Annotated in this window: 26 protein-coding genes, 11 tRNA genes and 1 rRNA gene (1 of these 38 cut by a window edge); 34 read left to right on the top strand and 4 right to left on the bottom strand. The window is 41.0% G+C overall.

Annotation, left to right across the window (positions count from 1 at the left end):
* Positions 1-139 precede the first annotated feature (139 nt).
* On the top strand, positions 140-1,402 hold the full coding sequence (locus A6755_RS25640; protein ID WP_048679924.1) for a cation:dicarboxylate symporter family transporter: 1,263 nt from the start codon (positions 140-142) through the stop codon (positions 1,400-1,402).
* A gap of 70 nt (positions 1,403-1,472) precedes the next feature.
* On the opposite strand, the gene A6755_RS27380 is transcribed toward A6755_RS25640, so the two are convergent.
* Positions 1,473-1,634, bottom strand: coding sequence for a hypothetical protein (locus A6755_RS27380; protein ID WP_174878771.1), 162 nt, complete (start codon positions 1,632-1,634; stop codon positions 1,473-1,475).
* Between the two features lie 318 nt (positions 1,635-1,952).
* Here A6755_RS27380 and A6755_RS25635 point away from each other — a divergent pair, with 318 nt between their 5' ends.
* The 3 genes from A6755_RS25635 to A6755_RS25625 all read left to right on the top strand — a co-directional run bounded on the left by A6755_RS25635 (position 1,953) and on the right by A6755_RS25625 (position 6,116).
* The gene (locus A6755_RS25635) at positions 1,953-2,735 is read left to right on the top strand and encodes a hypothetical protein (RefSeq protein WP_063592378.1); all 783 of its coding nucleotides are present in this window, start codon (positions 1,953-1,955) and stop codon (positions 2,733-2,735) included.
* Positions 2,736-3,498: 763 nt separating this feature from the next.
* Positions 3,499-4,581 (top strand): D-alanine--D-alanine ligase, encoded by a 1,083-nt coding sequence (locus A6755_RS25630; RefSeq protein WP_063592377.1) that lies wholly within the window; start codon positions 3,499-3,501, stop codon positions 4,579-4,581.
* A gap of 152 nt (positions 4,582-4,733) precedes the next feature.
* On the top strand, positions 4,734-6,116 hold the full coding sequence (locus A6755_RS25625) for a UDP-N-acetylmuramoyl-tripeptide--D-alanyl-D-alanine ligase (protein ID WP_063592376.1): 1,383 nt from the start codon (positions 4,734-4,736) through the stop codon (positions 6,114-6,116).
* A gap of 50 nt (positions 6,117-6,166) precedes the next feature.
* Here A6755_RS25625 and A6755_RS25620 read toward each other — a convergent pair whose 3' ends face one another.
* Positions 6,167-7,318 carry a PP2C family protein-serine/threonine phosphatase gene (locus A6755_RS25620; RefSeq protein ID WP_063592375.1) on the bottom strand — a complete coding sequence of 384 codons (1,152 nt, stop codon included), beginning with the start codon at positions 7,316-7,318 and terminating at the stop codon, positions 6,167-6,169.
* Positions 7,319-8,554: 1,236 nt separating this feature from the next.
* On the opposite strand from A6755_RS25620, the gene cshA reads away from it, so the two are divergent.
* From cshA to A6755_RS25605, 3 genes are all read left to right on the top strand, one after another.
* The gene (gene cshA / locus A6755_RS25615; RefSeq protein WP_063592374.1) at positions 8,555-10,054 is read left to right on the top strand and encodes a degradosome RNA helicase CshA; all 1,500 of its coding nucleotides are present in this window, start codon (positions 8,555-8,557) and stop codon (positions 10,052-10,054) included.
* A 208-nt stretch (positions 10,055-10,262) separates the two neighbouring features.
* Positions 10,263-10,736 carry a PH domain-containing protein gene (locus A6755_RS25610; protein ID WP_063592690.1) on the top strand — a complete coding sequence of 158 codons (474 nt, stop codon included), beginning with the start codon at positions 10,263-10,265 and terminating at the stop codon, positions 10,734-10,736.
* A complete protein-coding gene (locus tag A6755_RS25605; RefSeq protein ID WP_063592373.1) occupies positions 10,729-12,192 on the top strand; it encodes a PH domain-containing protein in 1,464 nt (487 codons plus the stop codon). Before A6755_RS25610 ends, A6755_RS25605 begins: the two co-directional genes overlap by 8 nt.
* A 26-nt stretch (positions 12,193-12,218) precedes the next feature.
* Here A6755_RS25605 and A6755_RS25600 read toward each other — a convergent pair whose 3' ends face one another.
* Positions 12,219-12,809: a rhomboid family intramembrane serine protease gene (locus tag A6755_RS25600; RefSeq protein ID WP_063592372.1), complete on the bottom strand. Its 591-nt coding sequence runs from the start codon at positions 12,807-12,809 to the stop codon at positions 12,219-12,221.
* Positions 12,810-12,916: 107 nt separating this feature from the next.
* On the opposite strand from A6755_RS25600, the gene acpS reads away from it, so the two are divergent.
* The 14 genes from acpS to A6755_RS25530 all read left to right on the top strand — a co-directional run bounded on the left by acpS (position 12,917) and on the right by A6755_RS25530 (position 24,259).
* Positions 12,917-13,267: a holo-ACP synthase gene (acpS, locus tag A6755_RS25595; protein WP_063592371.1), complete on the top strand. Its 351-nt coding sequence runs from the start codon at positions 12,917-12,919 to the stop codon at positions 13,265-13,267.
* Positions 13,268-13,509: 242 nt separating this feature from the next.
* Positions 13,510-14,514 carry a LolA family protein gene (locus tag A6755_RS25590; protein WP_063592370.1) on the top strand — a complete coding sequence of 335 codons (1,005 nt, stop codon included), beginning with the start codon at positions 13,510-13,512 and terminating at the stop codon, positions 14,512-14,514.
* A 218-nt stretch (positions 14,515-14,732) separates the two neighbouring features.
* Positions 14,733-15,920 carry an alanine racemase gene (gene alr, locus A6755_RS25585; RefSeq protein ID WP_063592369.1) on the top strand — a complete coding sequence of 396 codons (1,188 nt, stop codon included), beginning with the start codon at positions 14,733-14,735 and terminating at the stop codon, positions 15,918-15,920.
* A gap of 160 nt (positions 15,921-16,080) precedes the next feature.
* A complete protein-coding gene (locus A6755_RS25580) occupies positions 16,081-16,362 on the top strand; it encodes a CopG family ribbon-helix-helix protein (RefSeq protein ID WP_034306380.1) in 282 nt (93 codons plus the stop codon).
* A 7-nt stretch (positions 16,363-16,369) separates the two neighbouring features.
* Positions 16,370-16,720 carry a type II toxin-antitoxin system PemK/MazF family toxin gene (locus A6755_RS25575; RefSeq protein WP_034306610.1) on the top strand — a complete coding sequence of 117 codons (351 nt, stop codon included), beginning with the start codon at positions 16,370-16,372 and terminating at the stop codon, positions 16,718-16,720.
* Between the two features lie 415 nt (positions 16,721-17,135).
* Positions 17,136-17,963 (top strand): RsbT co-antagonist protein RsbRA, encoded by an 828-nt coding sequence (locus A6755_RS25570; protein ID WP_048682050.1) that lies wholly within the window; start codon positions 17,136-17,138, stop codon positions 17,961-17,963.
* A gap of 2 nt (positions 17,964-17,965) precedes the next feature.
* The gene (locus tag A6755_RS25565) at positions 17,966-18,322 is read left to right on the top strand and encodes an STAS domain-containing protein (RefSeq protein WP_048682053.1); all 357 of its coding nucleotides are present in this window, start codon (positions 17,966-17,968) and stop codon (positions 18,320-18,322) included.
* Positions 18,323-18,325: 3 nt separating this feature from the next.
* On the top strand, positions 18,326-18,727 hold the full coding sequence (locus A6755_RS25560) for an anti-sigma regulatory factor (RefSeq protein ID WP_048682056.1): 402 nt from the start codon (positions 18,326-18,328) through the stop codon (positions 18,725-18,727).
* 9 nt (positions 18,728-18,736) lie between these two features.
* Entirely contained in the window at positions 18,737-19,747 is a 1,011-nt protein-coding gene (locus A6755_RS25555; protein ID WP_063592368.1) for a PP2C family protein-serine/threonine phosphatase, read from the top strand.
* A 59-nt stretch (positions 19,748-19,806) separates the two neighbouring features.
* Entirely contained in the window at positions 19,807-20,139 is a 333-nt protein-coding gene (locus A6755_RS25550; protein WP_034306369.1) for an anti-sigma factor antagonist, read from the top strand.
* A complete protein-coding gene (gene rsbW, locus A6755_RS25545; protein WP_034306366.1) occupies positions 20,136-20,609 on the top strand; it encodes an anti-sigma B factor RsbW in 474 nt (157 codons plus the stop codon). The genes A6755_RS25550 and rsbW overlap by 4 nt, the downstream gene beginning before the upstream one ends.
* Entirely contained in the window at positions 20,587-21,375 is a 789-nt protein-coding gene (gene sigB / locus A6755_RS25540) for an RNA polymerase sigma factor SigB (RefSeq protein ID WP_034306363.1), read from the top strand. The genes rsbW and sigB overlap by 23 nt, the downstream gene beginning before the upstream one ends.
* Positions 21,372-21,983: a PP2C family serine/threonine-protein phosphatase gene (locus tag A6755_RS25535; RefSeq protein WP_222620049.1), complete on the top strand. Its 612-nt coding sequence runs from the start codon at positions 21,372-21,374 to the stop codon at positions 21,981-21,983. The genes sigB and A6755_RS25535 overlap by 4 nt, the downstream gene beginning before the upstream one ends.
* Before the next feature lie 92 nt (positions 21,984-22,075).
* Positions 22,076-24,259, top strand: coding sequence for a Tex family protein (locus A6755_RS25530; protein WP_063592367.1), 2,184 nt, complete (start codon positions 22,076-22,078; stop codon positions 24,257-24,259).
* A 74-nt stretch (positions 24,260-24,333) separates the two neighbouring features.
* Here the strand turns inward: A6755_RS25530 and cmpA are convergent, their stop codons facing one another.
* Positions 24,334-24,453, bottom strand: coding sequence for a cortex morphogenetic protein CmpA (gene cmpA, locus A6755_RS26840; RefSeq protein ID WP_089364909.1), 120 nt, complete (start codon positions 24,451-24,453; stop codon positions 24,334-24,336).
* Between the two features lie 83 nt (positions 24,454-24,536).
* Here cmpA and A6755_RS25525 point away from each other — a divergent pair, with 83 nt between their 5' ends.
* The 13 genes from A6755_RS25525 to A6755_RS25465 all read left to right on the top strand — a co-directional run.
* Entirely contained in the window at positions 24,537-25,016 is a 480-nt protein-coding gene (locus A6755_RS25525) for a SprT family protein (RefSeq protein ID WP_063592366.1), read from the top strand.
* 133 nt (positions 25,017-25,149) lie between these two features.
* Positions 25,150-25,224 (top strand) — tRNA-Asn (locus tag A6755_RS25520).
* An 8-nt stretch (positions 25,225-25,232) separates the two neighbouring features.
* Positions 25,233-25,323: transfer RNA gene (locus tag A6755_RS25515), tRNA-Ser, on the top strand.
* A gap of 20 nt (positions 25,324-25,343) precedes the next feature.
* A tRNA-Glu gene (locus A6755_RS25510) sits at positions 25,344-25,415 on the top strand.
* A gap of 25 nt (positions 25,416-25,440) precedes the next feature.
* Positions 25,441-25,516: transfer RNA gene (locus A6755_RS25505), tRNA-Asp, on the top strand.
* Positions 25,517-25,595: 79 nt separating this feature from the next.
* Positions 25,596-25,670 (top strand) — tRNA-Gln (locus tag A6755_RS25500).
* Positions 25,671-25,679: 9 nt separating this feature from the next.
* Positions 25,680-25,755: transfer RNA gene (locus A6755_RS25495), tRNA-Lys, on the top strand.
* A 9-nt stretch (positions 25,756-25,764) separates the two neighbouring features.
* Positions 25,765-25,846, top strand: a tRNA-Leu gene (locus A6755_RS25490).
* A gap of 59 nt (positions 25,847-25,905) precedes the next feature.
* Positions 25,906-25,991, top strand: a tRNA-Leu gene (locus A6755_RS25485).
* 18 nt (positions 25,992-26,009) lie between these two features.
* Positions 26,010-26,086, top strand: a tRNA-Arg gene (locus tag A6755_RS25480).
* Positions 26,087-26,093: 7 nt separating this feature from the next.
* Positions 26,094-26,170 (top strand) — tRNA-Pro (locus tag A6755_RS25475).
* A 33-nt stretch (positions 26,171-26,203) separates the two neighbouring features.
* Positions 26,204-26,277: transfer RNA gene (locus tag A6755_RS25470), tRNA-Gly, on the top strand.
* A gap of 95 nt (positions 26,278-26,372) precedes the next feature.
* Positions 26,373-26,909: ribosomal RNA gene (locus tag A6755_RS25465) — 16S ribosomal RNA — on the top strand; it runs 1,014 nt beyond the window's last position.

The following is a 26,909-nucleotide window of genomic DNA, read 5'->3' as shown; positions in this document are numbered from 1 at the left end:
ATGAAGTGTCTTTTTTTTCGGCGTAAAGACAGAGTTTTTCAAAAAAAGAAAAATTACTTTCTTTTATTAGTATCTTGTTTCCCTTACCGAGACAAAAATGTTTTTGCATCAAAGACTTTATGGAAGGTGAGGAAAGTAAATGAAGAAATTCAAACTAAGTTTAGCTAGCCAAATTTTCATTGGTTTAATTCTAGGGATTATCGTTGGTGCCATTTTTTATGGTAATGAGTCGGCCCAAAGCTTTTTACAGCCATTCGGAGACATTTTCCTACGAATGATTAAAATGATCGTAGTGCCGATCATTGTATCCAGCCTTATCGTTGCAGTTGCCGGTGTAGGTGACTTGAAAGCGGTAGGAAAACTAGGTGCTAAATCATTATCATACTTTGTTGTCGTAACGATGATAGCGATTGCTGTTGGTTTAATTTCAGCGAATATCATCCAGCCTGGTGCTGGTGTGAATATGAATAACCTGGAACAAACTGATATCTCCACATATGTTGATACAGCAGAAACTAAGCAGCATGAATCGTTCGTAGATACACTTGTACACATCGTGCCATCCAATCCAGTTAAAGCCATGGTAGAAGGCGATATGCTAGCGATCATTTTCTTCTCCGTGTTGTTTGGACTAAGTATTGCGGCCATCGGTGAAAAGGGTAAACCGGTATTCCGTTTCTTCCAAGGTGTAGCTGAAGGAATGTTCTACCTAACTAACATGGTCATGAAATTCGCTCCTATCGGTGTATTTGCACTAATCGGTGTAACTATCTCCAAGTTCGGATTGGAATCTTTAATTCCGTTAGGAAAGTTAGCGCTTTCTGTTTACGGAACAATGATCTTCTTTGTAATTGTCATTCTGGGTCTTATTGCAAAATTTGTAGGATTCAATATCTTTACGTTGATTAAGCTTCTAAAAGAAGAATTGATTCTTGCTTTCTCTACAGCAAGTTCAGAAGCGGTTCTTCCGAAGATCATGGAAAAAATGGAGAAAGCGGGATGTCCGAAACATATTGCTACATTTGTCATTCCGACAGGATACTCCTTTAACCTTGATGGTTCTACATTATACCAAGCGTTAGCAGCTATCTTCATCGCTCAAATGTACGGAATCGATTTAAGCATGTATGAGCAAATTACGCTAATGCTAGTGTTAATGATCACATCCAAAGGGATTGCGGGTGTACCAGGTGTATCTTTCGTAGTTCTTTTAGCGACATTGGGAACTGTCGGTATTCCTATTGAAGGTCTAGCATTTATTGCCGGTATCGACCGTATTCTTGATATGGGACGTACAGTGGTAAACGTTATTGGTAATTCACTTGCGGCAATCGTCATCTCTAAATGGGAAGGTCAATTCAACCCTCCTTCCAAAAAAGAACTAGAACAACAAGTTTCTTAATACACAAAATCCAGAGTGAAATGTCACTCTGGATTTTTTTTATTTATTTTTTGAATGAAGAAGCGCTTTCTTATTTCTCGATGACTGTAAACTCTGCTTCCTTCAGATACTCAAGCACTTCAAGTTGAATTGTTTTATGGAGGAAACTACCTTCTTGAAGGGTCTTCCCGGATGTCAAAATACCCCCAAATTCATAAAGCCTTACATCTTGTTTACCCCAAAACCAAATCATTTCCTCTCGGCCCAGAAGGTCATGTGTTGTGAAATGAAACTACCTTCAGGCTTTAAAATACGGTTGATTTGTTTTCATAGCTAATATCGGTCAGCAAAAAGGAAGTGGCCCTATGAAATGAGTGAATGAATGATAAAACCATTTATGATCCATTCTTCGAATCCTATAATTTTTCCTATTGGTTAAAATGGATTTTGATTCATGTTATTTACCTGATGCAGATGATGATGATTAATATTGGGGTTATATAACTTACGTGAAACTCCAAAAGTTTGATAAAATAACATTATTGATTGAGAGCTCGGAGGGGGTCAGGTTATGAAGAATGAAAGTAATGATATCTTATACATGTATATGCAGGCTTCCGAACGGTTTGTCCTTTTTAATGGACTCAATTTTCGTGAATTCGTCAATTCGCTTCCGTATACCTTGGATTCGATCTTATTATTGAAACATCAATTCGATGGTGGGGAATACAATTTGAATGTCCTGCTTGAGAGCGCTTCATCTGAAGCTATTGCGAAACTCGTTAAAGAAAATGTCCGGGCATATGGAGATTTCTGTTGGATCGATTTTGAAGAAGCGGAAGGGCTGGATGAATTGGATGGAAGGGAAATAGCGGAACTTTTATATTTAGGACACGCTAAAACCCATCTGGATCCCCCGTTTTTCCGTAAATTGAATAACCAATTTGTGTACCTTGCCCAGGATGATGGCTGGTTCAATAAAATTTATTTTCGTTCTCTTTCGACATATTATATGATGTTAGGAAGTCTGATTCCGCTAAAGCTGGAGCCGTTAAAAGTAGAGAGGACGTGGCTTGGAATCAGAAAGAAAAAAGAGCTGACGGCGATTCCTGCAGAAATCATCGTTTCCTTTGCTCATATTCTGGCAGAGGGGCTCGTTTTTTCCTTTCGGGATGTTAAGTATACTAGAACGAAAATTGAGATACCGGCATGGGTCGTAGGGGATTATTTAAACATGGATGAAATGCATGATTCCTTTTCGGATAGAGATAGTAAGGAGCCTGATGCATTTATTATCTTCAATCGAAAAGAGAAGATTTGGGAAAGCGTTATTAAAAATACACCATCTTCCTGATTTTGTTTGAAGTCTTTGAACTTTTTAGGTGTAAGACTTACCGTCTCGTGCATAAAAGATAAGAGAGGGAAACATAGAGGTGTTCACAGGATGTGGCGGTTTTATCCTGTGGTCTGCAAAATAGTAATCATTGGAAAAGCCTCAATGATGGAAGTTTCGCTTTATCCCGCATAACAGGCTGTAAGAAGGCCTGTTGATAAATGTAATGAAAAAGAAATGTGGTGAGCCAACAGCCTGTAAATGCCCGATTGCGACGCACAGGATGTGCTAGCACAGGAGTTGCCAAAGGATGTGGCGGTTTTATCCTGTGTTCCGCTGAATAGTAATCATTGGAAAAGCCTTAATGATGGAAGTTTCGCTTTACCCCGCATTAACAGGCTGTAAGGAGGCCTGTTGATAAATGTAATGAAAAAGAAATGTGGTGAGCCAACAGCCTGTAAATGCCCGATTGGGACGCCCAGGATGTGCTAGCACAGGAGCTGCCAAAGGATGTGGCGGTTTTATCCTGTGTTCCGCTGAATAGTAATCATTGGAAAAGCCTTACTGATGGAAGCTTCGCTGTACCCCGCATTAGCAGGCTGTAAGGAGGCCTGTTGATAAATGTAATGAAAAAGAAATGTGGTGAGCCAACAGCCTGTAAATGCCCGATTGGCTCAACTAACCATCATTGGAAAAGCCTCAATGATGGAAGTTTCGCTTTATCCGTTTTAGTGTAAAGTGATACAATGAACATGGTTAAAAGAATATTGGAGGGTAATAACTCATGAAAACTAAACTTGGTTTGCTTTATGGTGGAAAATCTGCGGAGCATGAGGTTTCTATGCAGACGGCTTTAGCGGTCATTAAAGCTCTCGATTTAGCAAAGTTTGATATATATCCGATTTACATAACAAAAGATGGTTCATGGATTAATGGACCAAAGTTAACAGGTCCTGCCGAGAACGTGGAGGCTTTGACATTTTCACCAGAAAAATCGAGCTCGCCTCTGGCCTTGCAAGCACATTCAACTGATGAAAATAGTGAATCAACAGGGTATGACGTAATTTTCCCATTGCTTCACGGACCGAATGGAGAAGATGGAACCGTACAAGGGATGCTGGAACTGTTGAACCTTCCTTATGTAGGGAATGGCGTTTTAGCTTCTTCAGCAGGAATGGATAAGGTCATCATGAAAAACATTTTTGCCCAGGCGGGACTTCCTCAAGTGAAATACACTTGGTTCATTCGTTCTGAATGGGAGAAGAATACTGAAAGTGCCATCAAAAAGGTAGCGGATGAATTGGGGTACCCTTGTTTTGTCAAACCTGCCAATTTAGGTTCAAGTGTCGGTATCAGCAAATGTAATGATGCTGATGAACTGGAAAAAGCGGTAGCGGAAGCTTTTCAATTCGATCGGAAGATCATCATTGAAGAAGGGGTCATTGCTCGTGAACTCGAGTTTGGTATTCTTGGTAATGATGAACCGTCTTGTTCAGTGGCAGGCGAAATCATCCCTAAAAAAGATTTTGCCTTCTATGATTATTCAGCAAAATATGTAGACGGTAATTCAGCGATGGTCATTCCGGCGGATATAACGGAAAGCGAGTATGCAGCTTTATCCGAAATGGCCATTACTGCCTTTAAGTCATTGGATTGCTCTGGATTGGTCCGCGCAGATTTCTTCTTGACGCATGAGGGGCAAATCTATATTAATGAAGTGAATACAATGCCTGGGTTTACTCCTTTCAGCATGTTTCCGTTATTGTGGAAGCACACAGGTGTCGACTATCCAGCGTTAATTGAAACACTCGTGAAACTTGCCTTGGAACGTCATCAGGAAAAACAACAAATCAAATATACAGTTTGATCATGCAGGTAAAGTATCAGTAAACTCCACAATCCATCATGCCTTGATTTGATGGATTCCAATCAGCAGGAACCGGTGCGATTTAAACTGGTTTCTGCTTCGTTTGGTTAACGGAGAGCGATTAACGGTTCGATGAATGTAGGAGGAACAAAATGATAAAGAGAACGTTAAAACAAGTACATGAAATGGCAGAGGGATTGAATGATATCAGTCCATTCCAGTCCAAAGGAATTAAAGGGGTTACCATCGATTCAAGAACGGTTAAGGAAGGATGTTTGTTCATTCCGCTTAAGGGTGAGCAGGTTGACGGCCATGAGTATGTCAAGCAGGCTTTAGCGCAAGGGGCTGCAGCTTCCTTTTGGCAAAGGGATGTTCCGAATCCTCCTGATGATTTACCGATAATTATTGTCGAAAACACTGAGAAAGCACTTCAGCAATTGGCGCGTTCTTACCGCCAGGAGTTGAATATAAAAGTCATTGGGATAACAGGGAGCAATGGTAAGACCACTACGAAAGATATGACCGCTGCGCTGCTGGCCACTGCCTATAAGGTTCATAAAACCAATGGAAACTTCAATAATCATTTAGGTTTGCCGCTAACGATACTTTCTATGGCACAGGATACGGAAGCGGCTGTTTTGGAAATGGGGATGAGCAGCCGCGGTGAAATCGAGTTCTTATCCAAAATGGCAAAGCCTGATGTAGCGATCATTACCAATATCGGTGAGTCACACTTATTGGATTTAGGATCACGCGAGGAAATCGCGAATGCGAAGTTGGAAATTGTCGAAGGCTTGGCGAAAGATGGAACGCTGATATATCATGGTGATGAACCATTGCTTCGCAATCGGATCAAAAAGGATTTTCCTGATTTAAACGTAATATCTTTTGGACGTACGGAAGAAAATGATTTATATCCACAGTCCATTAGCCAAGGGGCAGACAGTACCACGTTTACAATCGCAAGCGGTGATAAGGAGATCGGTTATGAGATACCTGTGTTAGGTCATCATAATGTTCTTAATGCGTTGGCGGCCATCTTGGTTGCTAAAGAATTCAATGTGGATGATTCTTCGATCCGTAAAGGCCTATCGACCATTCAGTTAACTAATATGAGGATGGAATTGGTTGAAGGCGCAAAAGGGCAGAAAATCATCAATGATGCATATAATGCCAGTCCAACTTCAGTCAAGGCGGCAGTGGAGTTGGTTGAGGGCTTATCTGGATTCGAGAATAAGATCCTTGTATTGGGAGATATGTTGGAATTAGGGCCGCAGGAAAAAGACTTTCATACGAAAATTGGTGAATTGATTTCCAATGAGCGGATTGATAAGATTTTCACATATGGTCCTTTAGCCGAGTTTATTGCCAAGGGAGCGAGCAAGTCTTTTTCATCGGAGCAGGTTCGCCCTTTTCAAAATAAGCAGGAGCTTATAGAGGAACTTAAGTCGTCCACACAGGAAAATGACATCATACTTGTTAAAGCTTCCAGAGGCATGAAGCTGGAGGAAGTCGTTCAAGCTCTACAAAAATAAAAAATAAAGAAAAGGCCGTTTCTTTTTTGAAACGGCCTTTTTTATTGTCTTTAAAACAGTGTCCCGGCTATAATGCAGATGTCATCGTTAATTACTGAATGCCTCATCCTTGAGACCAATAGCTCCTGAAGAAGGTCATTTGTATCGAGATGGACATTTTCAATGAATTCCCTCTCGATATTGTCAGATCGGTCGATGGCGGAAGGTGTGGGCGTTTTAGACAGTCCGTCTGTATAGATGATGAAACGGCTTCCTGGTTCATAATGAAAGACTATTTTTTTTATGGGCAATTCGGGGATCAGTCCGCTTGGGGCGGCCCCTTCGTTTAAGTTGAGAATTTGATTGGTGCATGGGGAATACAAAAAGGCCGAAGGAAGTCCGGAGTTCACATATTCGATGAGTCGATCCTTTGTATTCACGTATGCGATGAAGGCTGTAATACGAGCATGTTTTTTGTTTTCCCGATTAACTCCTTGAAATAGTTCCCGGATATGTTTGCCCAGTTCCTCCGTTATGTATATGGGGTCTTTTACCCGTTTGATAAGGTCGGGCATCAAAGTCCTTATGGACATGTTTATAAGTGCTGTGTGGATGCCTTTTCCAAATACATCGATCATGATGAAGCCGTATATCCTGTCGCCGACCTCCGCCCAGTAAAATAAATCCCCAGAAAGCTCACTCGAAGGCTGAAAAAGGCCTTTGACCTCTATATCTTCATTATTGATCGACAAAGGTAAACTTGAAAGTTGAATCCCCTTTGCAATTCGCAGGCTCCTTGCTGATTTTTGGTGTGTCTTTTCAAGCTCTTGCCCCTTCATTTTTGCCGAAAACAATTGCATGCTGATGTTTTTGAGTGACTTTAATTTAATCCGGACTTCTACTGAATCGGCAGGGACTGCCATGGTTTCATAAAAGGTCTTTTCCGGTAAGGTCTGTGGGGGCTCCATTCCTAAAGCGCGTTTGTAAATGAATAATATAGGGATTTCGTGAGATTCAGCTAAGGCAAATAAAGAAGTTTGCTGCCAAGAATCTGTTGATATGTGCAAAGGCAAAATAAATAATGATTTCATTAAGTCCGATGAATCTTCGAATAGATGACTTTGATTGAGTGGATCCTCCAAAAAAGTGACTTTCTTGTTCATTTTCTTTAAGATTCGACCAAAATCCTTACATAAAGGAACATCTATTGTGAATATGTTCATATAACCCCCCGTTGATTTGTTGATAGGTCAATCATACTGCATTTAGACTAATTTACTATAATTTTTACACAAAAAGATGAAATTTTCGAAAAATGAATGATTCCATATACCTGGAAATTCATTCATGATAAGCCCTTTCCTCCAACGGGGGTAATCGTGGAAGGGGGTTATCGTTAGATTTTAATCCTTCCTGAAAAAGGTTTGTTGAAACTATTTGATTTAAACTCATATCATATATAAATGGATGTTCGTTTTGTGAAAAATTCACATGAATATAGTTAGTGGTTTGGAATGGTCTATCCCGAACCGTTATTTTAAAACAGGAATAGGTTACTGAAATCCTCCCAACTGGATTCCTTAAGCCAACTGTCGTTTACAGTCTGTCTGAATCCACTTACGCATGATAGGTTATAGTAACTGAGGTAATTCTGTTGAATAAATCAGGCTGCACAATTATCAGGTGGGACTATTCAATTTCTCATTTTTGAAACGATCTAAAGTTTTTAGTAACTCGAATAGGGCGATATCCTTTATTGCATTAACAGTTTGAAAATGGTAATATGAGTATGAGTTTAAATGTCTTATCATTGATGATTATTTAAATTAATCAGGTTGAGGCAACAAAATTGTATGTTCTTACATGTTTCATGAGTTCATTCTTGAGATTATTTTAGATTAAATAGGCCGCGCGTCTGGTCATATATAAAAGCTGCATCTCTTGGCGGCTTTAGTAGCTATTAGGGAATCAAGCCGCATTTAAGCGCTTTTCCACTTCTGCAAATCCTCAACGCACCGGGCCTGTTTTGTATAAGAATCTTGGCTCTCGTCAAGTTTTGTTCATCCAGCCTTTTTAAGTCTGATGAATAATAGGTGCAGCAGCCCTCACCTGAATAAAACGGTGAAACACCCGTTTATGCTACTTTTAATTTTCCATATTGAATTTAATTTTGGTTACATGTACTTTTAAAAAGATGAGCGTATGTAAATGATAAGTCTACACGTGCGCGAAGTTAAAAATGCCGGTGAATGTCCGTACTGGTATATTTCCTTTTTAAAAAATCATATTGAGTTCATTTGAACTAAAAGGCAGACATACTTTTAGGTGATAATGATAAACTTTTTATTAAGAGATAAAGAAGAACATCCGTCATGATGATGAGGATTTGAACTAAAACATCTGTGCATGATCCATGAATGCACGTGTAAATTTACGATATAAAAAGGAGTACGAAAACATTGACATTGTTTAGCGAATTAGGATTAGATAGAACGTCCATGAAATCAATAGAAAAAATGGGATTTGAGGAAGCGAGCCCGATTCAATCCCAAACGATACCTCTAGCACTTGAAGGTAAAGATATAATCGGTCAAGCGCAAACAGGAACAGGTAAAACAGCAGCATTCGGTATTCCATTGATGGAAAACATCGATATCAATAACGAAAACGTGCAAGGGATCGTCATCGCACCTACACGTGAGCTTGCCATTCAAGTTTCCGAGGAACTTTTCAAGCTTGGTTACGGAAAACGTGCTCGTGTACTTGCAGTTTATGGTGGACAAGACATCGACCGTCAAATCCGTGCTTTAAAGAAAAAACCACATATTATCGTTGGTACGCCTGGTCGTCTTTTAGACCATATCAAACGTAAAAATATTAAATTAGGCGGAGTTCACACTGTAGTTCTTGATGAAGCGGATGAAATGCTTAACATGGGATTCATTGAGGATATTGAATTAATCCTTTCAACGGTTCCTGATGAAAGGCAAACATTGCTTTTCTCAGCTACAATGCCTGATCCGATCCGTAAAATTGCTGAAAGATTCATGCGGGAACCCGTGCTTGTACGTGTAAAAGCAAAAGAAATGACAGTGGATCGTATCGAACAATATTACTTGGAGTTAAAAGAAAGTGAAAAATTCGATACACTTGCACGCCTTTTCGATATTCAAACACCGGATCTTGCCATCGTCTTCGGACGTACGAAACGCCGTGTCGATGAATTGGCATCTGCATTGAATATCCGCGGTTATATGGCTGAAGGCATTCATGGTGACCTTAGTCAGGCAAAACGCCTTTCTGTTTTGAAAAAGTTTAAAGACGGCAGCATCGATGTGCTCGTTGCTACTGACGTTGCAGCACGCGGACTTGATATTTCCGGCGTTACTCACGTATACAACTTTGATATCCCTCAAGATCCGGAAAGCTACGTTCACCGTATTGGACGTACAGGACGTGCGGGTAAACATGGTATAGCCATTACGTTTGTAACACCAAGAGAAAGAGGTCAACTGCATGCAGTTGAGCATACAACGAAAAAACGTATGGAGAAGCTTAAGACTCCTACGTTAACTGAAGCGTTGGAAGGTCAACAAAAAGCAGTAACCGAAAAAATCCTTAATACAATCGAGAACGAGGATTTAACTTTATACCTTGGTCAAGCGGAAGAGTTATTGCAAAAACATAGCGCAGCGGATTTAGTTGCAGCCATGCTTAAATCAATGACAAAAGAACCGGATCAAACGCCTATCAAGTTAACGGAAGAATCTCCATCTCCTATGCGTCGCAATCGCGGAGGAAGCGGATCTTCTGGTAACAGACAGCGCAATGGCCGCAGTTCTTCAGGCAGAAAAGATTACGGCAGCGGATCAGGGAAACGCCCAAGCACGAACCGTAAATCGAATGGTTACGGAAACCGCAGCACGAGCCAAAAAAGAGAAAAAACTAATAAGATTTAATTGAATTGGGAATGCCGCTCATTTGAGCGGCATTTTTTTATGTGCATCTCCAACTCTTCATGAAAGGTGTCCGCGGTTTTTGGATGGAATGCTCACAGCCTTTGTTTGAAAAGGGGTTAATTTCCAGTATTTAAATATAGTATAATGGATGAAAGCAAGGATGGATGATGATTCAATTAGCATTACCTGTCCGGAAGAGGAGAAGCACATGGAACCTGAAAATCGTATATCGAATAAGGCCTTAACCGTATGGAAAATCAGTGGTCTTATAAGCTGTTCAATAACCTGGATTATAAGCATCGCCGTACTCGTGCTTACAATCATTTTTGATTGGACATATTGGGTGATTGGTGCGTTGGTCCTAATTTCGACAATCCAATCCTTTCTGGCCATCTTTCTGATTCCGTCGGTTAAATGGAAGAGGTGGCGTTACGAGGTAAGAAATACTGAAATTGATATCCAAAGTGGTATTTTCATCATTAAAAGAACACTCATACCCATGATAAGGGTTCAGCATGTTGAAACGAAGCAAGGGCCATTATTAAGAAAATACGATTTAGCCTCCGTTGAAATTTCCACTGCAGCGACTCTTCATGTTATCCCTGCCTTGGACCTTGCAGAGGCAGATGAATTGCGGCATTATATTTCGAGAATGGCAAGTGTGGAGGAAGAAGATGTCTGATCCTAAAAGGCTTCACCCCATAGCTGTATTGCTTAACATCATTAAATCGATTAAGGAGTTAGTCATCCCTTTTTTATTAGTGGTCGTCATTCCTGGGAAGAATGAAGGAATTCCCGGATGGATACAACCGCTGGTCATTGCCATTATTATACTTTTGATTATAGGGAATGCATTCTTGCAATGGTTACGCTTTACATATCGGATAGAAGAGGGAGAATTCAGAATTGAGTCCGGGGTATTCGTAAGGAAGAAACGGTATATAAAGTTTGATCGGATTCATAGCATGGATATATCAGAGGGCATCATACAGAGGGTATTCAGCCTGGTGAAGCTGAATATTGAAACGGCAGGCGGGTCTCAGGCGGATGCCGTATTATCAGCCATAAGGAAAAGTGATGCGGATCGAATCAATGCTTATATAAGTGAGGAAAAAAATGCGTATAACCCATTTGATAGGGATAAAGATGAAGTCGCGGATAATGAAATTGCTGCAAAATCATCTTCCGTTTTTAAGCAAACGCTGCCGCAGCTAGTCGCTATGGCTGCCACTTCGGGAGCGGTAGGTGTCTTCCTATCCGGGGCAGTCGCTTTTATTTCACAGTTCGATGAAATGATACCTTTTCAGAGAATATTTAAGGATTATGAAGATTTTATTGAAATGGGGACCTTCATTCTGACCTTGTTTGCCCTTGTGGCTTTATTGGCGGTTTATGTGCTGGCCACATTAAGTATGGTAATTAAATACGCTTCCTTTACCGTGATAAAAACGGATGAGGAGATCGTTATTTCCAGGGGGCTTCTCGAGAAAAGACGGCTGACAATCCCTATCCATAAAATTCAAGGTATCCGGATCATGGAGAATTTAATTCGAAAGCCATTGGGATTGGCGACGGTTTATATTGAATATGCGGGAGGGAGCATGGAAGATAAAGAAAGTCTTTCCATCATGCTGTTCCCTTTAATCAGAAAGAAGCATTTACAGAAGAAAATCATGGAAATTTTACCGGTTTATGAAACGGATACGGAGATGACACCAATACCCAAGCGTGCACTTTCCAGGTATGTGTTTCGAAAGTTTCTATACCTCATCCCGATCATCGGTGCCTTGGTATGGTTTTTCAGACCTTGGGGTTATCTTTCCTTCTTGCTTGTACCGTTGGCGATTTTTTGGGCATACATGCAATATAGAGATGCAGGTTGGAGCATAGAAGGGAATTTATTGCTATTGAGCAGCCGTTTTTTCTCGAAGCAAACATTGATCATGCAGAGAAGCAGAATTCAATCAATCACATATAAAAAAAGCTGGTTTCAGAATCGAAAAGAATTAGCCACCATTACAGCATCGATTAAATCAGGGATTACCTCCCGGGTCGGTATGGTTGCTGATGTGGAAGAAAAGGATTGCCTAATAATTAAATCATGGTATTCACCTAAAAAAACAGTCGACTCCCAATGATTGAAAGGAAGAGTCGGCTGTTTGGCCTACCATTTTTTTCTTAAGAATAATGGAGCTGTTAAAAAGCCGGTTGCCATTCCAGCCAAATGACCGACAACGTTGATCTGCGGCTGGATGAAAGTCATGATAATGGCAATTCCGGTCAATGTATATACTGTATTTCTTTCGTTGTTAGTAAAATTGGTTTTATTGAACAGCACAAGATATAGAAAGAATCCGAGTAAACCAAAAATTGCTCCGCTAGCACCTACGTGGTTATATGTCAGTGGGTTAATCAGGAAGGTTGCGATATTGGCAAGGATTCCTGTCGATAAAAAGAAGATTGAAAACTTGAAGGCTCCAAGTAATTTCTCCAGGAATGGACCAAAGATGGCAAGTGAGAATCCATTAAACAGTAAATGTGTAAACGTGCTATGTAGAAAGATGGGGGTGATCAAACGCCACCATTGTCCATCAGCGATATATAAATTCACACCTGTGCCATAATAAAAGAGTGCATTGCCGGGAAGTACGGGGAAAAGGACGAGAACGAATACAAGCATCATAATGAGTATGAGCACAGTTACAGCTCGATAAGAATTTGCATATTCACGGAAGCTTTCTGTTCTTGTAAACATAAATTCCTCCTTATATCGTTTTTAATTAGATACAATATTATCATTTTCAGGTAAAAGAGTCCTCCTAATGATATGCAACTTATTAAATTAATAGAAGAGGTGTCAAAGTGATTAAAGGTATAGGCGTGGACATTACTGAGTTGGATAGAATGGAAACATTGATTAATCGGCAACCCCGTTTAAAGGAGCGTATATTGACGGAAAGTGAAATCTTGATTTTCGAAAAGTTAAATGGAAGAAGGAAGGTCGAGTATTTTGCTGGCCGTTTTGCGGCAAAGGAGGCTTTTTCAAAAGCGTACGGTACAGGGATCGGTAAGCACTTATCCTTTTTGGATATTGAAATCATCTCGGATGATAAAGGGAAGCCGGTGATTTCAAAGCCGTTTTCTAAAGGGGTCCACCTTTCGATTAGCCATAGCAGGGATTATGCGGTTGCTCAAGTCGTAATTGAAGGGTGAGTGGAGTTTTGTCCAATCGGGTCATAAACCTTAAGGTTGTCTCATATACATTTAGTGCTATAGGGAGACAAGGCCCGGTAAAAGGTACATGGCAGAGTAGGTGCTCTCGAAAAGTTTTTAGCCGGATCGAGAAATGGTCCTGTCTAAAATACTGAGGAATTTAAAACATCAGTCGAGCCAATGTCCGGATCCTGCCTTTTCCTCTCCCTTTTACGTTCAAATGACAAAAAGGGGTTGAAAAGATGAAGAAGATGGTAATGCTTTTTGCAGGGATCATGCTCTTGCTTGCTCTTTCTGCTTGCGGCCAAAAATCGCAGAGTGACGTAGTGAGTGAATTGAATGAGAAGCTTGGTGAAATGAAAGGATATAAAGCTAACGCGAAGATGACATTAAAGATGGGGACGGAACCTCAAGTGTATAATGTGGAGATTTGGCATAAGGACCCTTCTTTTTACCGAGTGAATCTGAAAAATGAAGAGAAAGATCAAAGCCAGATGATTTTGAAAAATGATGATGGTGTATACGTTTTGACGCCTGCTTTGAATAAAAGTTTTAAATTTCAAAGCGAGTGGCCGGAGAACAGCAGTCAGGCCTATTTGTTCGAGTCGTTGGTGAAAGACATTACGGAAGATAAAAGTGCGACATATAAAGAAACGGATAAACACTATGTCTTTGAAACGAAAACGCGCTACCAAAACAATAAAATGTTGCCATATCAAGAGATTACTATAAACAAAAAGGATTTATCCCCAGTCAGTGTAAAAGTCATGGACCCTGATAGGACCGCTTTGGTTCTTGTTGAATTCTCAAAAGTAAAATTCGATACGAGTTTTGATAAAGATTCATTTGACATGAAGAAAAACATGACAAGTGCACAACTTGAAGCTCCCGTTATGGCAGAAGTCCAAAATGAGGGGTTTGCAGTGAAATACCCTGAAAATATTGGCGATATGAATTTAACGGAAGAAAAAGAAATTACGACGGAAAAGGGAGAACGTGTCGTTTTGACGTATGAGGGTACAAAAAGTTTTACATTAGTTCAGGAAAAAGCTGAGGTAGTCCAAACTTCCGTTTCGACGAATGTGAATGGAGAACCTGTTGATTTGGGTTATACTGTCGGGGCCATGACGGGAAATACGATTGCATGGACTTTTGAAGGTGTCGATTACATGATAGCATCAAAGGATTTGTCACAGGAAGAGATGATAGAAGTCGCCCGTTCGGTTGGGGAAGATCCAGTCAAATAGGATTACATAACAAGCTGATGTTTCCCGTCTCCTTACGAAGGTTTCTTCTAGGTAGGATAGGCGGGGAAGCGGCTTGTTGACCTTTTTTAACCCATTATTTGATTTAGGCTGGCAGCCGGGAAATGAGGATCAAGGTGAAAAAGCACTTTATCTTTCTAGCGGTTGGTTATAGAATGGTCCTATAATGAAACGAAAACTTCGCTACTGGGAAGAATCTTATGGTGAGTGTAGGAAAGAAGGAAAAGGTCTTGGAAACGAAAGTATTTCATCGAGATACGTGGGCAGAAGTAAATTTGGATAATATTTTTGAAAATATCTCTTCAATGAAAAAAAGTCTGAAAAAGGGCGTTAGTCTTTTCGCTGTCGTCAAAGCCAATGCTTATGGCCACGGGGACTATGAAGTGGCTAAAACGGCGCTTGATGCGGGGGCGGATTTTTTAAGTGTAGCTTTTTTGGATGAAGCTCTTGCCTTACGGAAAAAAGGTATATTGGCTCCGATTCTTGTCCTTGGGGCTTCTAGGCCTGAAAGTGCAGCGCTTGCTGCCGAGCATGGTATTTCCGTGACGGTTTTCGATGAAGCATGGTTGGAGAAGGCAAAGGATTTGTTGAAACCGGGACAAGTTTTGCAAATCCATGTAAAAGTGGATAGCGGCATGGGGAGAATCGGCATTCGAGATAAAGGTCAACTCATGAAAGTGGAAAGTTTGCTTAAGAGGGAAACTTGTTTCAATTTCCAAGGGATATTCACTCATTTCGCGACTGCGGATGAAATGAAGACGGACTTATATGAAAAGCAGCTTGCCTTTTTTAAAGGGATGCTTTCCGAATTGACGGGAAAGCCGGAATATGTTCATGCAGCCAATAGTGCAGCTTCTTTAAGGTTCACCGATTCAGAATGGAATGCAGTAAGAATGGGGATTTCCATGTATGGTTTGAGTCCTTCCATGGAGATGAAGCCGATATTGCCCTTTCCATTAAAACAGGCTATATCATTGAGAACGGAGATGGTCGCGGTTAAACAGCTTGCTAAGGGTGAAAGCGTTAGCTATGGAGCGACTTATACGGCTGAAGGTGATGAATGGATTGGAACTTTGCCAATCGGATATGCTGACGGCTGGATCCGTAAGCTGCAAGGTCAGGAAGTTCTTGTGGATGGAAAAAGAGTGCCCATAGTCGGAAGGATTTGCATGGATCAATGCATGATCAAGCTGCCTGGACCATACCCTGTAGGAACTGTGGTCACATTAATCGGGAATGATGGGGATGAATCGATTACTGTCGATGAGATAGCGGCAAAACTGGAAACGATCAACTATGAGGTGACATGCATGATAGGAGCAAGGGTGCCCCGCATATATTTGAAAGACAATCAGGTGAATCATGTACGCAACTTCATTTTGGAATGAGCGGATTGTAAAAAAATCCTAAGATTGTGAATAAGATTTCCTTTATTATGCTGATAATAGGATTGAGAATAGAATATACTCTTTGCAGATAGGCATTTTAATGGTAATATTGAAAAGGATATATAATAAAGGTGTGTAGTGATGGTGGAGGTGTATGTTTGTGTCTGAATCCAGCGCAACAAGAGAGATATTAATTCGATTACCTCAAAATTTTTTAACAGAGTTAGACGGGTATGCGAGTGAGGAAAATGTGAATCGCAGTGAATTTATTTATCGTGCCACAAAAATGTATCTTCGCGAACGTAAAAAGAAAGAGTTTCGTGAATCGATGAAACGCGGTTATATTGAAATGGCGGCCATTAATTTAACGATTGCTTCTGAAGCCTTCCAGGCTGAATTCGAGGCTGGTCATTGCGTTGAACGATTAGTTAGCGGAGGCTGAGCCATTGATTGTTGTTAAGCGTGGTGACGTATACTTCGCAGACCTTTCCCCGGTAGTCGGTTCAGAGCAGGGTGGAACCCGTCCGGTACTAATTTTACAAAACGATATTGGTAATCGCTTTAGTCCGACTGTGATCGTGGCAGCCATTACAGCTCAAATTCAAAAAGCGAAATTGCCTACACATGTTGAGATTAATGCAAAAAAGTATGGATTCGAACGGGATTCCGTCATTTTATTAGAACAGATCCGGACAATCGATAAGCAGCGTTTAACTGATAAAATTACGCATCTTGACGAACCGATGATGCAAAAAGTCAATGAAGCTTTGCAAATAAGTTTAGGCCTCATTGAGTTTTAAAGAAAATTTTTCCCGTTAAACCGGGCGTTATTATAATACAAATCATTCTTGATATTATTTAGATGGCACGATTCCTGTACTGTGGGAATCGTGTTTTTTTTTATGAAATAACATAAACATGTGTCCAAAAAGTAAACAGGGAGGAAATATGAAAAATTTGACGAATAAAAACATTATACAGTTAGATATTGGATGGAATGTCATTGTTTTTTTTTGTATCTCCCTAACTTTTCATTTATTTATGTTTTTCTTACCTGAATTTCGGGTATGTAGTTATGTTGTAAATACCTAAAAAAAGCAAAAGTGCAGTGGAGAAACTCGAAGGAAATCCAAATGGAAATAACATTACAGTTAGTTAACATCCTTGTGACGTGGACAGGGAAACATAGCAATTGTGTTAGAATGGGAGGATATTATGAATCAATTGGTTTACGATTTTATTAAGCAAAATCAAGATTACATCCTTACTGAGTGGATGGGCATCATGAAGGAAAGTACGGACGAAAGATTAATTAAAGTTGTCTCAGATCGAATGTTCACGCAAACGAGCAGTGAATTTATAGATATGATCATCACGAACGTTGATAGTAAAAACAAGGAATTCACATTGAAGCTTTCAGATTTTGCCGAGAAAGTCGTCCAATTGGGATGGCCTCTTACTTTCGTCAATGAAGGACTTCATAAGTTCACGTTAATTGTCATTAATGGAATGGTGGAAAAGGGTCTCGTTACTCCTGATAATCAAGTCAATCTCGTTAACCATTTGGATAAATGGGCGACACCGATAAATAATGAAATAGTCAATATATATACTCAAACTTGGGAAAGAACCGTTTCCATGCAAAAAATAGCGTTGCAAGAACTTTCGGCACCGCTCATTCCTGTATTGGAAGGAATTACGGTAATGCCGCTGATTGGTACGATTGATACGGAACGAGCCAAACAGATAATGGAAAACCTGTTGACTGGCGTGGTTAAGCATAGATCTGAAGTCGTTCTTATTGATATTACGGGCGTGCCGGTCGTGGATACCATGGTTGCCCACCATATCATTCAAGCAGCGGAAGCAGTCCGATTAGTGGGCGCCAAATGTATACTATGCGGCATCCGTCCTGAAATAGCTCAAACCATCGTTAATCTTGGCATTAATTTAAATGAAGTGATTACAAAGAATACGTTGAAAAAAGGGATAGAAGTTGCGTTGGAATTAACGAGCCGTAAGATCGTAAAGGTGGAGGGATAAGTATGAGGATTCCGATATTAAAGCTTTATGACTGCTTGTTAGTCTCTATACAGTGGGAATTGGATGATGTGACAGCCCTTCAATTTCAAGAGGATTTACTGCATAAGATTCATGAAACAAGCGCGAATGGCGTTGTTATAGATATTACCTCAATAGATTTTATTGATTCTTTTATCGCAAAGGTATTAGGCGATGTCTTTAGCATGTCTAAGCTTATGGGGGCCAAAGTTGTAATTACGGGAATCCAGCCTGCTGTTGCAATAACATTGATTGAACTAGGAATTAGTCTCGATGATGTTCTGACAGCATTAGACTTAGAGAAAGGCCTGGAGAAATTACAACAGGAATTGGGGGATTAAAGAATGGAGTTCCAATCCTGCGTAAAAATCATAAATGAATGGGACATCGTAGCTGCAAGGCAGCTCGGAAGAAATGTCGCTAAAGAGTTGGGGTTCGGTACTGTAGACCAGGCCAGAATCACAACGGCCATTAGCGAATTGGCCCGAAACATATACCTATATGCTGGACAAGGCAGTGTTAGCATAGAAAAGCTAAATATAAATGGGAAGTCAGGATTGAAAATCATTGCAGAAGACCAAGGGCCGGGAATTGAGGATATCCGCAGAGTCATGGAAGATGGATATACCACCTCAGGGGGGCTGGGGGCAGGCCTTCCTGGAGCCAAACGTTTAATGGATGACTTTGATATTGAATCGATACCAGGTGAAGGGACTAAGATTATCGCGACGAAATGGCTCCGTTAGGGGGGGACTATGGATATTAGGGAGAACATGGAGAAAAAGTATCATGAGGCGCTTTCTACTTATCTTAAAGACCAAAATGAGCAGGCACTCTATCAAGGGCAGAAGATTAGCCGCCTACATATCAAATACAATATATCTCCAGAAGAAATCATAAGTATGCATAAAAATAACTTAATGGAACTTTACCCGGAATTACCGGGAAAAGTATTGGATTCTTTCGATTTTCTACTAGAAGTCATGATGGGCTACGGCATTGCATACCGTGAACATCAAAGCCTCAGACATCAACAGCAGGAATTGAAAACGGAAATCGAGATAGCGGCAAACGTTCAACATACTCTTTTGGAAACGGAAATTCCTGATATCAAAGCTCTTGAAATTGGGGCGATCAGTGTTCCTGCGAGGCAGATGAACGGGGATTACTATCACTTCGTCCAGGATGAAAATGAGCGTATAGGTGTTGGGATAGCCGATGTCATAGGAAAAGGGATCCCTGCTGCGCTGTGCATGTCGATGATCAAATATGCGATGGACAGTCTTCCGGAGCATCGACATGAACCGAAAAGTGTACTTGAGAGTTTGAACCGGGTTGTGGAGCATAATGTTGATCCAAGCATGTTCATAACCATGTTCTATGGTTTATATGACCCGCATGACAGGCAATTTTCCTATGCTTCAGCTGGACATGAACCTGGATTTTACTATGACGCAGCTACAGGTGCTTTTAGCGATTTGGATGCAAAGGGCTTGTTGCTTGGCGTTGATAAAAAAACAAGGTATCGCCAATATGAAAAAACGGTGAATCGTGGCGACATGATCATTTTATTATCTGACGGAGTAACGGAGTGCCGTACGAATGATGGGTTCATAGAAAGGGAAACGCTTATTGGTTTGATTAAAAAAAATATGCATTTGCAAGCCCAGGAAATGGTGAATAATATATATAAACAATTGGAGAAAATGCAGAACTTCCAACTGAGGGATGATTTTACATTAATAATTTTAAAATCAAATGTTTAGTATTGTTTCTGCTGGGTATAGATATAGGAATGAAGAGGATTTGAAGAGGTGGGTCAAGGATGAATATAACAGTAGATGTTAATGAGTTGAATACTGAATTTAATGTAAAACTAAAAGGTGAAATCGATGCTTATACTGCGCCTAAACTAAGAGAATCACTATTTCCAATTTCAGAGCAGGAAAATGTTTCGATTACTATTGATCTAACTGAAGTTTCGTATATGGATAGTACGGGACTTGGGGTATTTGTCGGTGCTTTTAAAAGTGTTAGGGCACATAATGGCGAGTTCACGTTAGTTGGATTATCGGAAAGGTTACGACGTTTATTTGATATAACAGGTCTTGCAGATATCATTGATATAAAAAGTGGTACAGAGGGTGGGTTAGAATGAGTCAAGTATATGATTACATCGAAATGAAAATACCTGCAAAACCAGAATTCATCGGTGTCATTCGTTTAACGCTTTCTGGAATTGGAAGCCGGATGGGATTTGCGTATGATGAAATAGAGGATTTGAAAATCGCTACCAGTGAGGCTTGTACAAATGCGGTACAGCATGCATACAAGGATTCTGAAAAAGGTGAAGTGAAAGTAAGTTTCGGCCTTTATCCTGACCGTTTGGAGGTCATGGTTTCCGATAGTGGCAAGAGCTGTAATTTCGAGGAGGTTCGTCAAGGGCTAGGTCCATACGAAAATGGACAAAAAGTCGAACTTTTGAGAGAAGGAGGCTTGGGTCTTTACCTTATTGAAACTCTGATGGATGATGTGAAAATTCATCAGCATGATGGGGTTACTGTATTTATGACTAAGTTTTTAGAAGGAGAGCAGGTGGAGATGGATGCAAAAACAGTCTCAACCTAATCAGGCACAAAGAGAACAGGTAAATGAATGGATCAGAGCTTACCAGCAGAATCAAGATGAAGAAGCGCAGAGTAATCTCGTCATTCATTATAAAAGTTTGGTTGAAACAATCTCCCGTAAGTATGCGAAAGGGAAATCATTTCAGGAGGATATCTCCCAAGTCGGCATGATTGGTCTTTTAGGTGCCATTCGACGATATGATGAATCTTTCGGTAAGAGCTTTGAGGCATTTGCCGTCCCCACTATTATCGGGGAAATCAAAAGGTTCCTTCGTGACAAAACATGGAGTGTCCATGTGCCAAGGAGAATTAAGGAACTAGGTCCGAAAATCAGGGTGACTGTCGAGGAGTTAACGACAACTCTGCACCGTTCACCAAGAATAGATGAAATAGCCGATAGTATTGGCGTGACCGAGGAAGAAGTTTTAGAGGCGATGGAAATGGGAAAAAGCTATCAAGCTTTATCCGTGGATCATTCTATTGAGGCGGATTCTGATGGCGGCACTGTCACATTGCTTGATATATTCGGAAATGTCGATGAAGGTTTTGAAAAGGTCAATCAGCGTCTTGTGCTTGAAAAGGTGCTTCATGTGCTGAGTGACCGTGAAAAGATGATCATTCAACATACTTATTTAGAGAATTTAAGCCAGAAAGAAGCTGGCGATAAGCTTGGGATTTCCCAAATGCATGTGTCAAGGCTCCAACGCCGCGCGATCAAGAAACTTCAAGAAGCCATTAATGCTGAAAACTCGGAGTTAATTCAGTGATCAAAGATATTCTAAGGGGAGAAAAAATAGAAGTCCTTGTCTCACAATCGTCTAAAAACGGGATGGTTTACTGTGGTGATGATTACTTTTTTCTTCATACGGAAGAATACTTTGTATGTGTCCTGGCAGATGGGCTAGGCAGCGGGAAAAATGCATACGATTCCTCCCATGCCGTCATCGAGGAAGTTAAACGTAATCATGAGTTGGATGTGGAAGCACTAATGGCAGTGTGCAATCAAGTTTTAGTCGATAAACGGGGGGCAGCCGTTTCCATTTTGAAAATCTTTTATGATAAGAATGAATTTGTATACAGTTCAGTGGGCAATATCCGCTTTTTCCTGTATAATCCAAACGACGATAAACTCGTTTACCCTTTACCTGTTACAGGGTATTTATCCGGCAGGAAACAAAAATACAGGACGCAAAGATACAAATACGAACCAAATGCTAAATTCATTCTTCATTCCGATGGTTTGGAACTTAAGGGAGCTAAGTCTTTTTTAAAAAGGCTGGTCCCTATCGATAAGAACGCCCAATGCATATTAAAAAGCAGTCCATTAACTGCAGATGATACAACTTTCATTTTAGGAAGCTTACTTTCGCCATAATTCGGAAGTGAGCTTTTTTGTATGGAATTCGCAACTTCATCGCTCATTTGCTAGACTATATATATTAGAGCAAAAGGTTGGAGGTAAACAAAATGATCGTTGTAGAAGATACATTAAAAGAATTGATAAAACAAATATCCAATGAGCTGACTTTGAAAAATCATCAAGTTCAAAACGTCATACAGATGCTGCAAGAGGGGAATACTGTCCCTTTTATTGCACGGTATAGAAAAGAAATGACGGGTTCACTTGATGAAGTGCAGATTCGTTCCATTATGGAAAGATGGAACTATCTAGAAAACCTTGGCCAGAGGAAAGCGGAAGTTACTCGTTCAATTGGTGAACAGGGGAAATTGACGGAAGAATTAACAAAACAAATCGAAAAGGCCACAAAACTGCAGGAAGTCGAGGATTTATACAGGCCATTCAAACAAAAAAGGAGAACGAAAGCGACAGTTGCTAAAGAAAAGGGGCTTGAACCACTGGCCAATTGGCTTTTGGAATGTCAAATGCATCCTCGAGTCAGCGAAAAAGCAGCTGAATTCATATCGGCAGAAAAAGAAGTTCCTTCTATTGAAGAGGCTATTGCAGGTGCGCAGGATATCATAGCTGAACATATTTCCGATGATGCAGAATTAAGGAAGTGGATAAGGGCCGAAATTTTCAAAGCTGGAAAAGTGATTTCAACTGTGAAAAATGAAGAGAAGGACGAGAAAAAAATCTTCGAAATGTACTATGAGTATGAGGAGCCGGTTCAAAGAATCGTACCTCATCGGGTGTTGGCGCTGAATAGAGGTGAAAAGGAGGAGGTTTTGCGAATCTCCATTCAGCCCCGGACTGAAGTCATCGTTGGTCATCTGGAACGTAAAATCATTAAAAATAACAAATCTGAAGCCCAAGTTGTTCTTAAATCTGCGATAGAGGATGGACTTAAGCGTTTGATCATGCCTTCTGTAGAGCGGGAGATCAGAAAAGAGCTGACGGAAAAAGCTGAGGATCAAGCTATCCACATTTTCTCTGAAAACCTCCGGAACCTGCTCTTGCAGCCTCCGCTTAAAGGAAAAGTGGTCCTCGCCTTAGATCCGGCATATAGGACTGGCTGTAAGCTCGCTGTCATTGATGAAACCGGAAAGGTACTTGATATAAGTGTAATCTATCCGCATCCTCCTACTGCGAAACTTCATGCTGCACGTGAAAAAACGATCGATATACTTCAGCGGTTCTCGGTTGAGATCGTGGCAATCGGCAATGGAACGGCATCACGTGAATCAGAGCAATTCATTGCAGATATTTTAAAAGAAGTGAAAGGGAACATTTCATATATCATTGTTAATGAAGCGGGAGCCAGTGTGTATTCAGCTTCGGATATAGCACGTGAAGAGTTTCCGGATCTTCAAGTTGAACAGAGAAGCGCAGTTTCGATAGGCAGAAGGCTTCAAGATCCCCTTGCTGAACTTGTTAAAATTGATCCGCAATCTGTGGGGGTAGGCCAGTATCAACATGATGTGTCTCAGAAAAAGTTAACGGAATCCCTCACCTTTGTAGTGGAAACAGCTGTTAACCAGGTGGGTGTTAATGTCAATACCGCTTCATCGTCTCTCTTACAATATGTAGCAGGTTTATCAAAATCTGTTGCTCAAAATATCGTGAAGAAAAGGGAAGTGGAAGGGAAATTTCAAAGCAGGAAGGAATTAAAGAAGATTCCCCGGCTTGGTGCCAAAACATATGAACAATGTATAGGATTCTTACGTATCATTAATGGAGATGAACCTTTAGATCAAACCGCGATACATCCTGAGAACTACAGTGCCGTGAATAAATTATTGAAGAAAATGGGATTCACATCTGTGGATTTAGGCAGTGATGCACTGAATGAAGAGTTAGGTAAGCTAAATCCAGCTGATTTGGTCAATGAATTGGAAATTGGGGAAATTACGATCAAAGATATCATCGATGATTTAATGAAACCGGGAAGAGATCCTCGGGATGAGTTATCAAAACCGCTGCTTAAGCAGGATGTACTAAAAATGGAGGATCTGCAAACTGGGATGGAGTTACAAGGTACAGTGAGGAATGTTGTGGATTTTGGTGCGTTTGTGGACATCGGTGTTAAACAGGATGGACTGGTGCATATTTCTAAACTGAGCAACCGGTTTGTAAAGCACCCATTGGATGTAGTTGCCGTTGGGGATGTTGTCACAGTCTGGGTCGAACTAGTTGACTCCCAAAAGCAAAGGGTATCTTTAACGATGCTCGAACCAAAGGATCAAAACTAGCCTAAGGTAAGCTCCTTCTATATTAGAAGGGGTTTTTTTGAAATGATGTATTTATATTTGGAACAATGTCGAATCTATAATCTGAGACTTTCTTTCTTTTGATAAAAAAACCAACATTGATTCAACATCTTCACTTGATAATAATCCTTTTCATAAAAGGCTTTGCGGATTTGATTCTGGAACCAATTAGGCATAGCTTTTCCTCCCTTAGTTTCCTATTGTATTATTAGTCTATGTTATAATGGGTTGTCATGTTACCAAGGAAAGGGAGGGGGAAATGGATAATCGTCAATTGCAAAAACTAGTAGAAGAAATTTCGTTGAAAGACTTTAAAAAGGCCTTTAGTCATCAAGCGAGTTTTAATCCGCGTCTCCGGACAACAGGAGGACGATACTTGCTCCGTTCACACAATATAGAAATAAATAAGAAGTATCTTGATGAACGCGGTGTGGAAGAAATGATTGGAATCATTAAGCATGAATTGTGCCATTACCATCTGCACATCGAGAAGAAGGGGTACCAGCATCGTGATGCGGACTTTAAGCATTTACTCAAAAAAGTGGGGGCACCGAGATTTTGCGAGCCGCTGCCATCTAACCAATTAAAGAAAAAGATGAATACAATTCAATATAAATGTGAAGACTGTCAGCAGGTATATATAAGAAAAAAACGAATCGACACTACCCGTTTCGTTTGTGGTAAATGTCGTGGAACATTGATTTACCAAGGGTTTAAGGAGCAAAAAACAAAAAAATAAAAAAACACAAAAGAACTCTTGACTTTAGGTTGCAACCTCTTTATAATCATAAGAGTCGACAAGATAACAACTTGTCCTTAACGACAAACACTAAGGTCCTTGAGCGTGAAAAAAGGAACCCAATCTTCATTATTCCGCAGTAGCTCAGTGGTAGAGCATTCGGCTGTTAACCGAACGGTCGTAGGTTCGAGTCCTACCTGCGGAGCCATTTTTTTTGGGGAAGTACTCAAGAGGCTGAAGAGGCGCCCCTGCTAAGGGTGTAGGTCGCGTAAGCGGCGCGAGGGTTCAAATCCCTCCTTCTCCGCCAGTTACACATTTTTATATCAAGGCCCATTGGTCAAGCGGTTAAGACACCGCCCTTTCACGGCGGTAACACGGGTTCGAATCCCGTATGGGTCACTTTCTTATGCACAATCAAAATACTGGTCCCGTGGTGTAGCGGTTAACATGCCTGCCTGTCACGCAGGAGATCGCGGGTTCGATTCCCGTCGGGACCGCCATTTTTTCTTAAAAAACACTTGCCAAATAAATATTATCGTGATATAATATTATCCTGGCTGTTAATTAGTATTTGATTATTGGGCTATAGCCAAGCGGTAAGGCAACGGATTTTGATTCCGTCATGCGAAGGTTCGATCCCTTCTAGCCCAGCCATTTTATTTAGAGCCATTAGCTCAGTTGGTAGAGCATCTGACTTTTAATCAGAGGGTCGAAGGTTCGAATCCTTCATGGCTCACCATTTATTTTCGCGGGTGTGGCGGAATTGGCAGACGCACCAGACTTAGGATCTGGCGCCGCAAGGCGTGGGGGTTCAAGTCCCTTCACCCGCACTGATATTTTTCTTCTTGACATCAAGTTGAAAAGGTGTTAAACTTACAAAGTCGCTTTCGCGGTCGTGGCGGAATGGCAGACGCGCTAGGTTGAGGGCCTAGTGGGGGAAACCCCGTGGAGGTTCGACTCCTCTCGGCCGCACCAATAACATCATAGAAATTAGCGCCCGTAGCTCAATTGGATAGAGCATCTGACTACGAATCAGAAGGTTGTAGGTTCGACTCCCGCCGGGCGCACCATATTTTACGGGAAGTAGCTCAGCTTGGTAGAGCACTTGGTTTGGGACCAAGGGGTCGCAGGTTCGAATCCTGTCTTCCCGACCATTCTTTCTTTCTGAAAATACTTTAAAATTAAATGCGGGTGTAGTTTAGTGGTAAAACCTCAGCCTTCCAAGCTGATGATGAGAGTTCGATTCTCTTCACCCGCTCCATTATTGCTCTTTGAAAACTGAACAAAACAAAGCGCCAACGTTAAATTTTAAGTGAGCACACACTATCAAAAAAGCAAATGAGCAAGTCAAACATTTCTTCGGAGAGTTTGATCCTGGCTCAGGACGAACGCTGGCGGCGTGCCTAATACATGCAAGTCGAGCGAATCGATGGGAGCTTGCTCCCTGAGATTAGCGGCGGACGGGTGAGTAACACGTGGGCAACCTGCCTATAAGACTGGGATAACTTCGGGAAACCGGAGCTAATACCGGATACGTTCTTTTCTCGCATGAGAGAAGATGGAAAGACGGTTTACGCTGTCACTTATAGATGGGCCCGCGGCGCATTAGCTAGTTGGTGAGGTAATGGCTCACCAAGGCGACGATGCGTAGCCGACCTGAGAGGGTGATCGGCCACACTGGGACTGAGACACGGCCCAGACTCCTACGGGAGGCAGCAGTAGGGAATCTTCCGCAATGGACGAAAGTCTGACGGAGCAACGCCGCGTGAACGAAGAAGGCCTTCGGGTCGTAAAGTTCTGTTGTTAGGGAAGAACAAGTACCAGAGTAACTGCTGGTACCTTGACGGTACCTAACCAGAAAGCCACGGCTAACTACGTGCCAGCAGCCGCGGT

Source organism: Peribacillus frigoritolerans (assembly GCF_001636405.1).
Classification (GTDB): domain Bacteria; phylum Bacillota; class Bacilli; order Bacillales; family DSM-1321; genus Peribacillus; species Peribacillus frigoritolerans.
The sequence above is the reverse complement of the archived record's forward strand: the minus strand, read 5'-3'. Positions and strand labels throughout refer to the sequence as shown.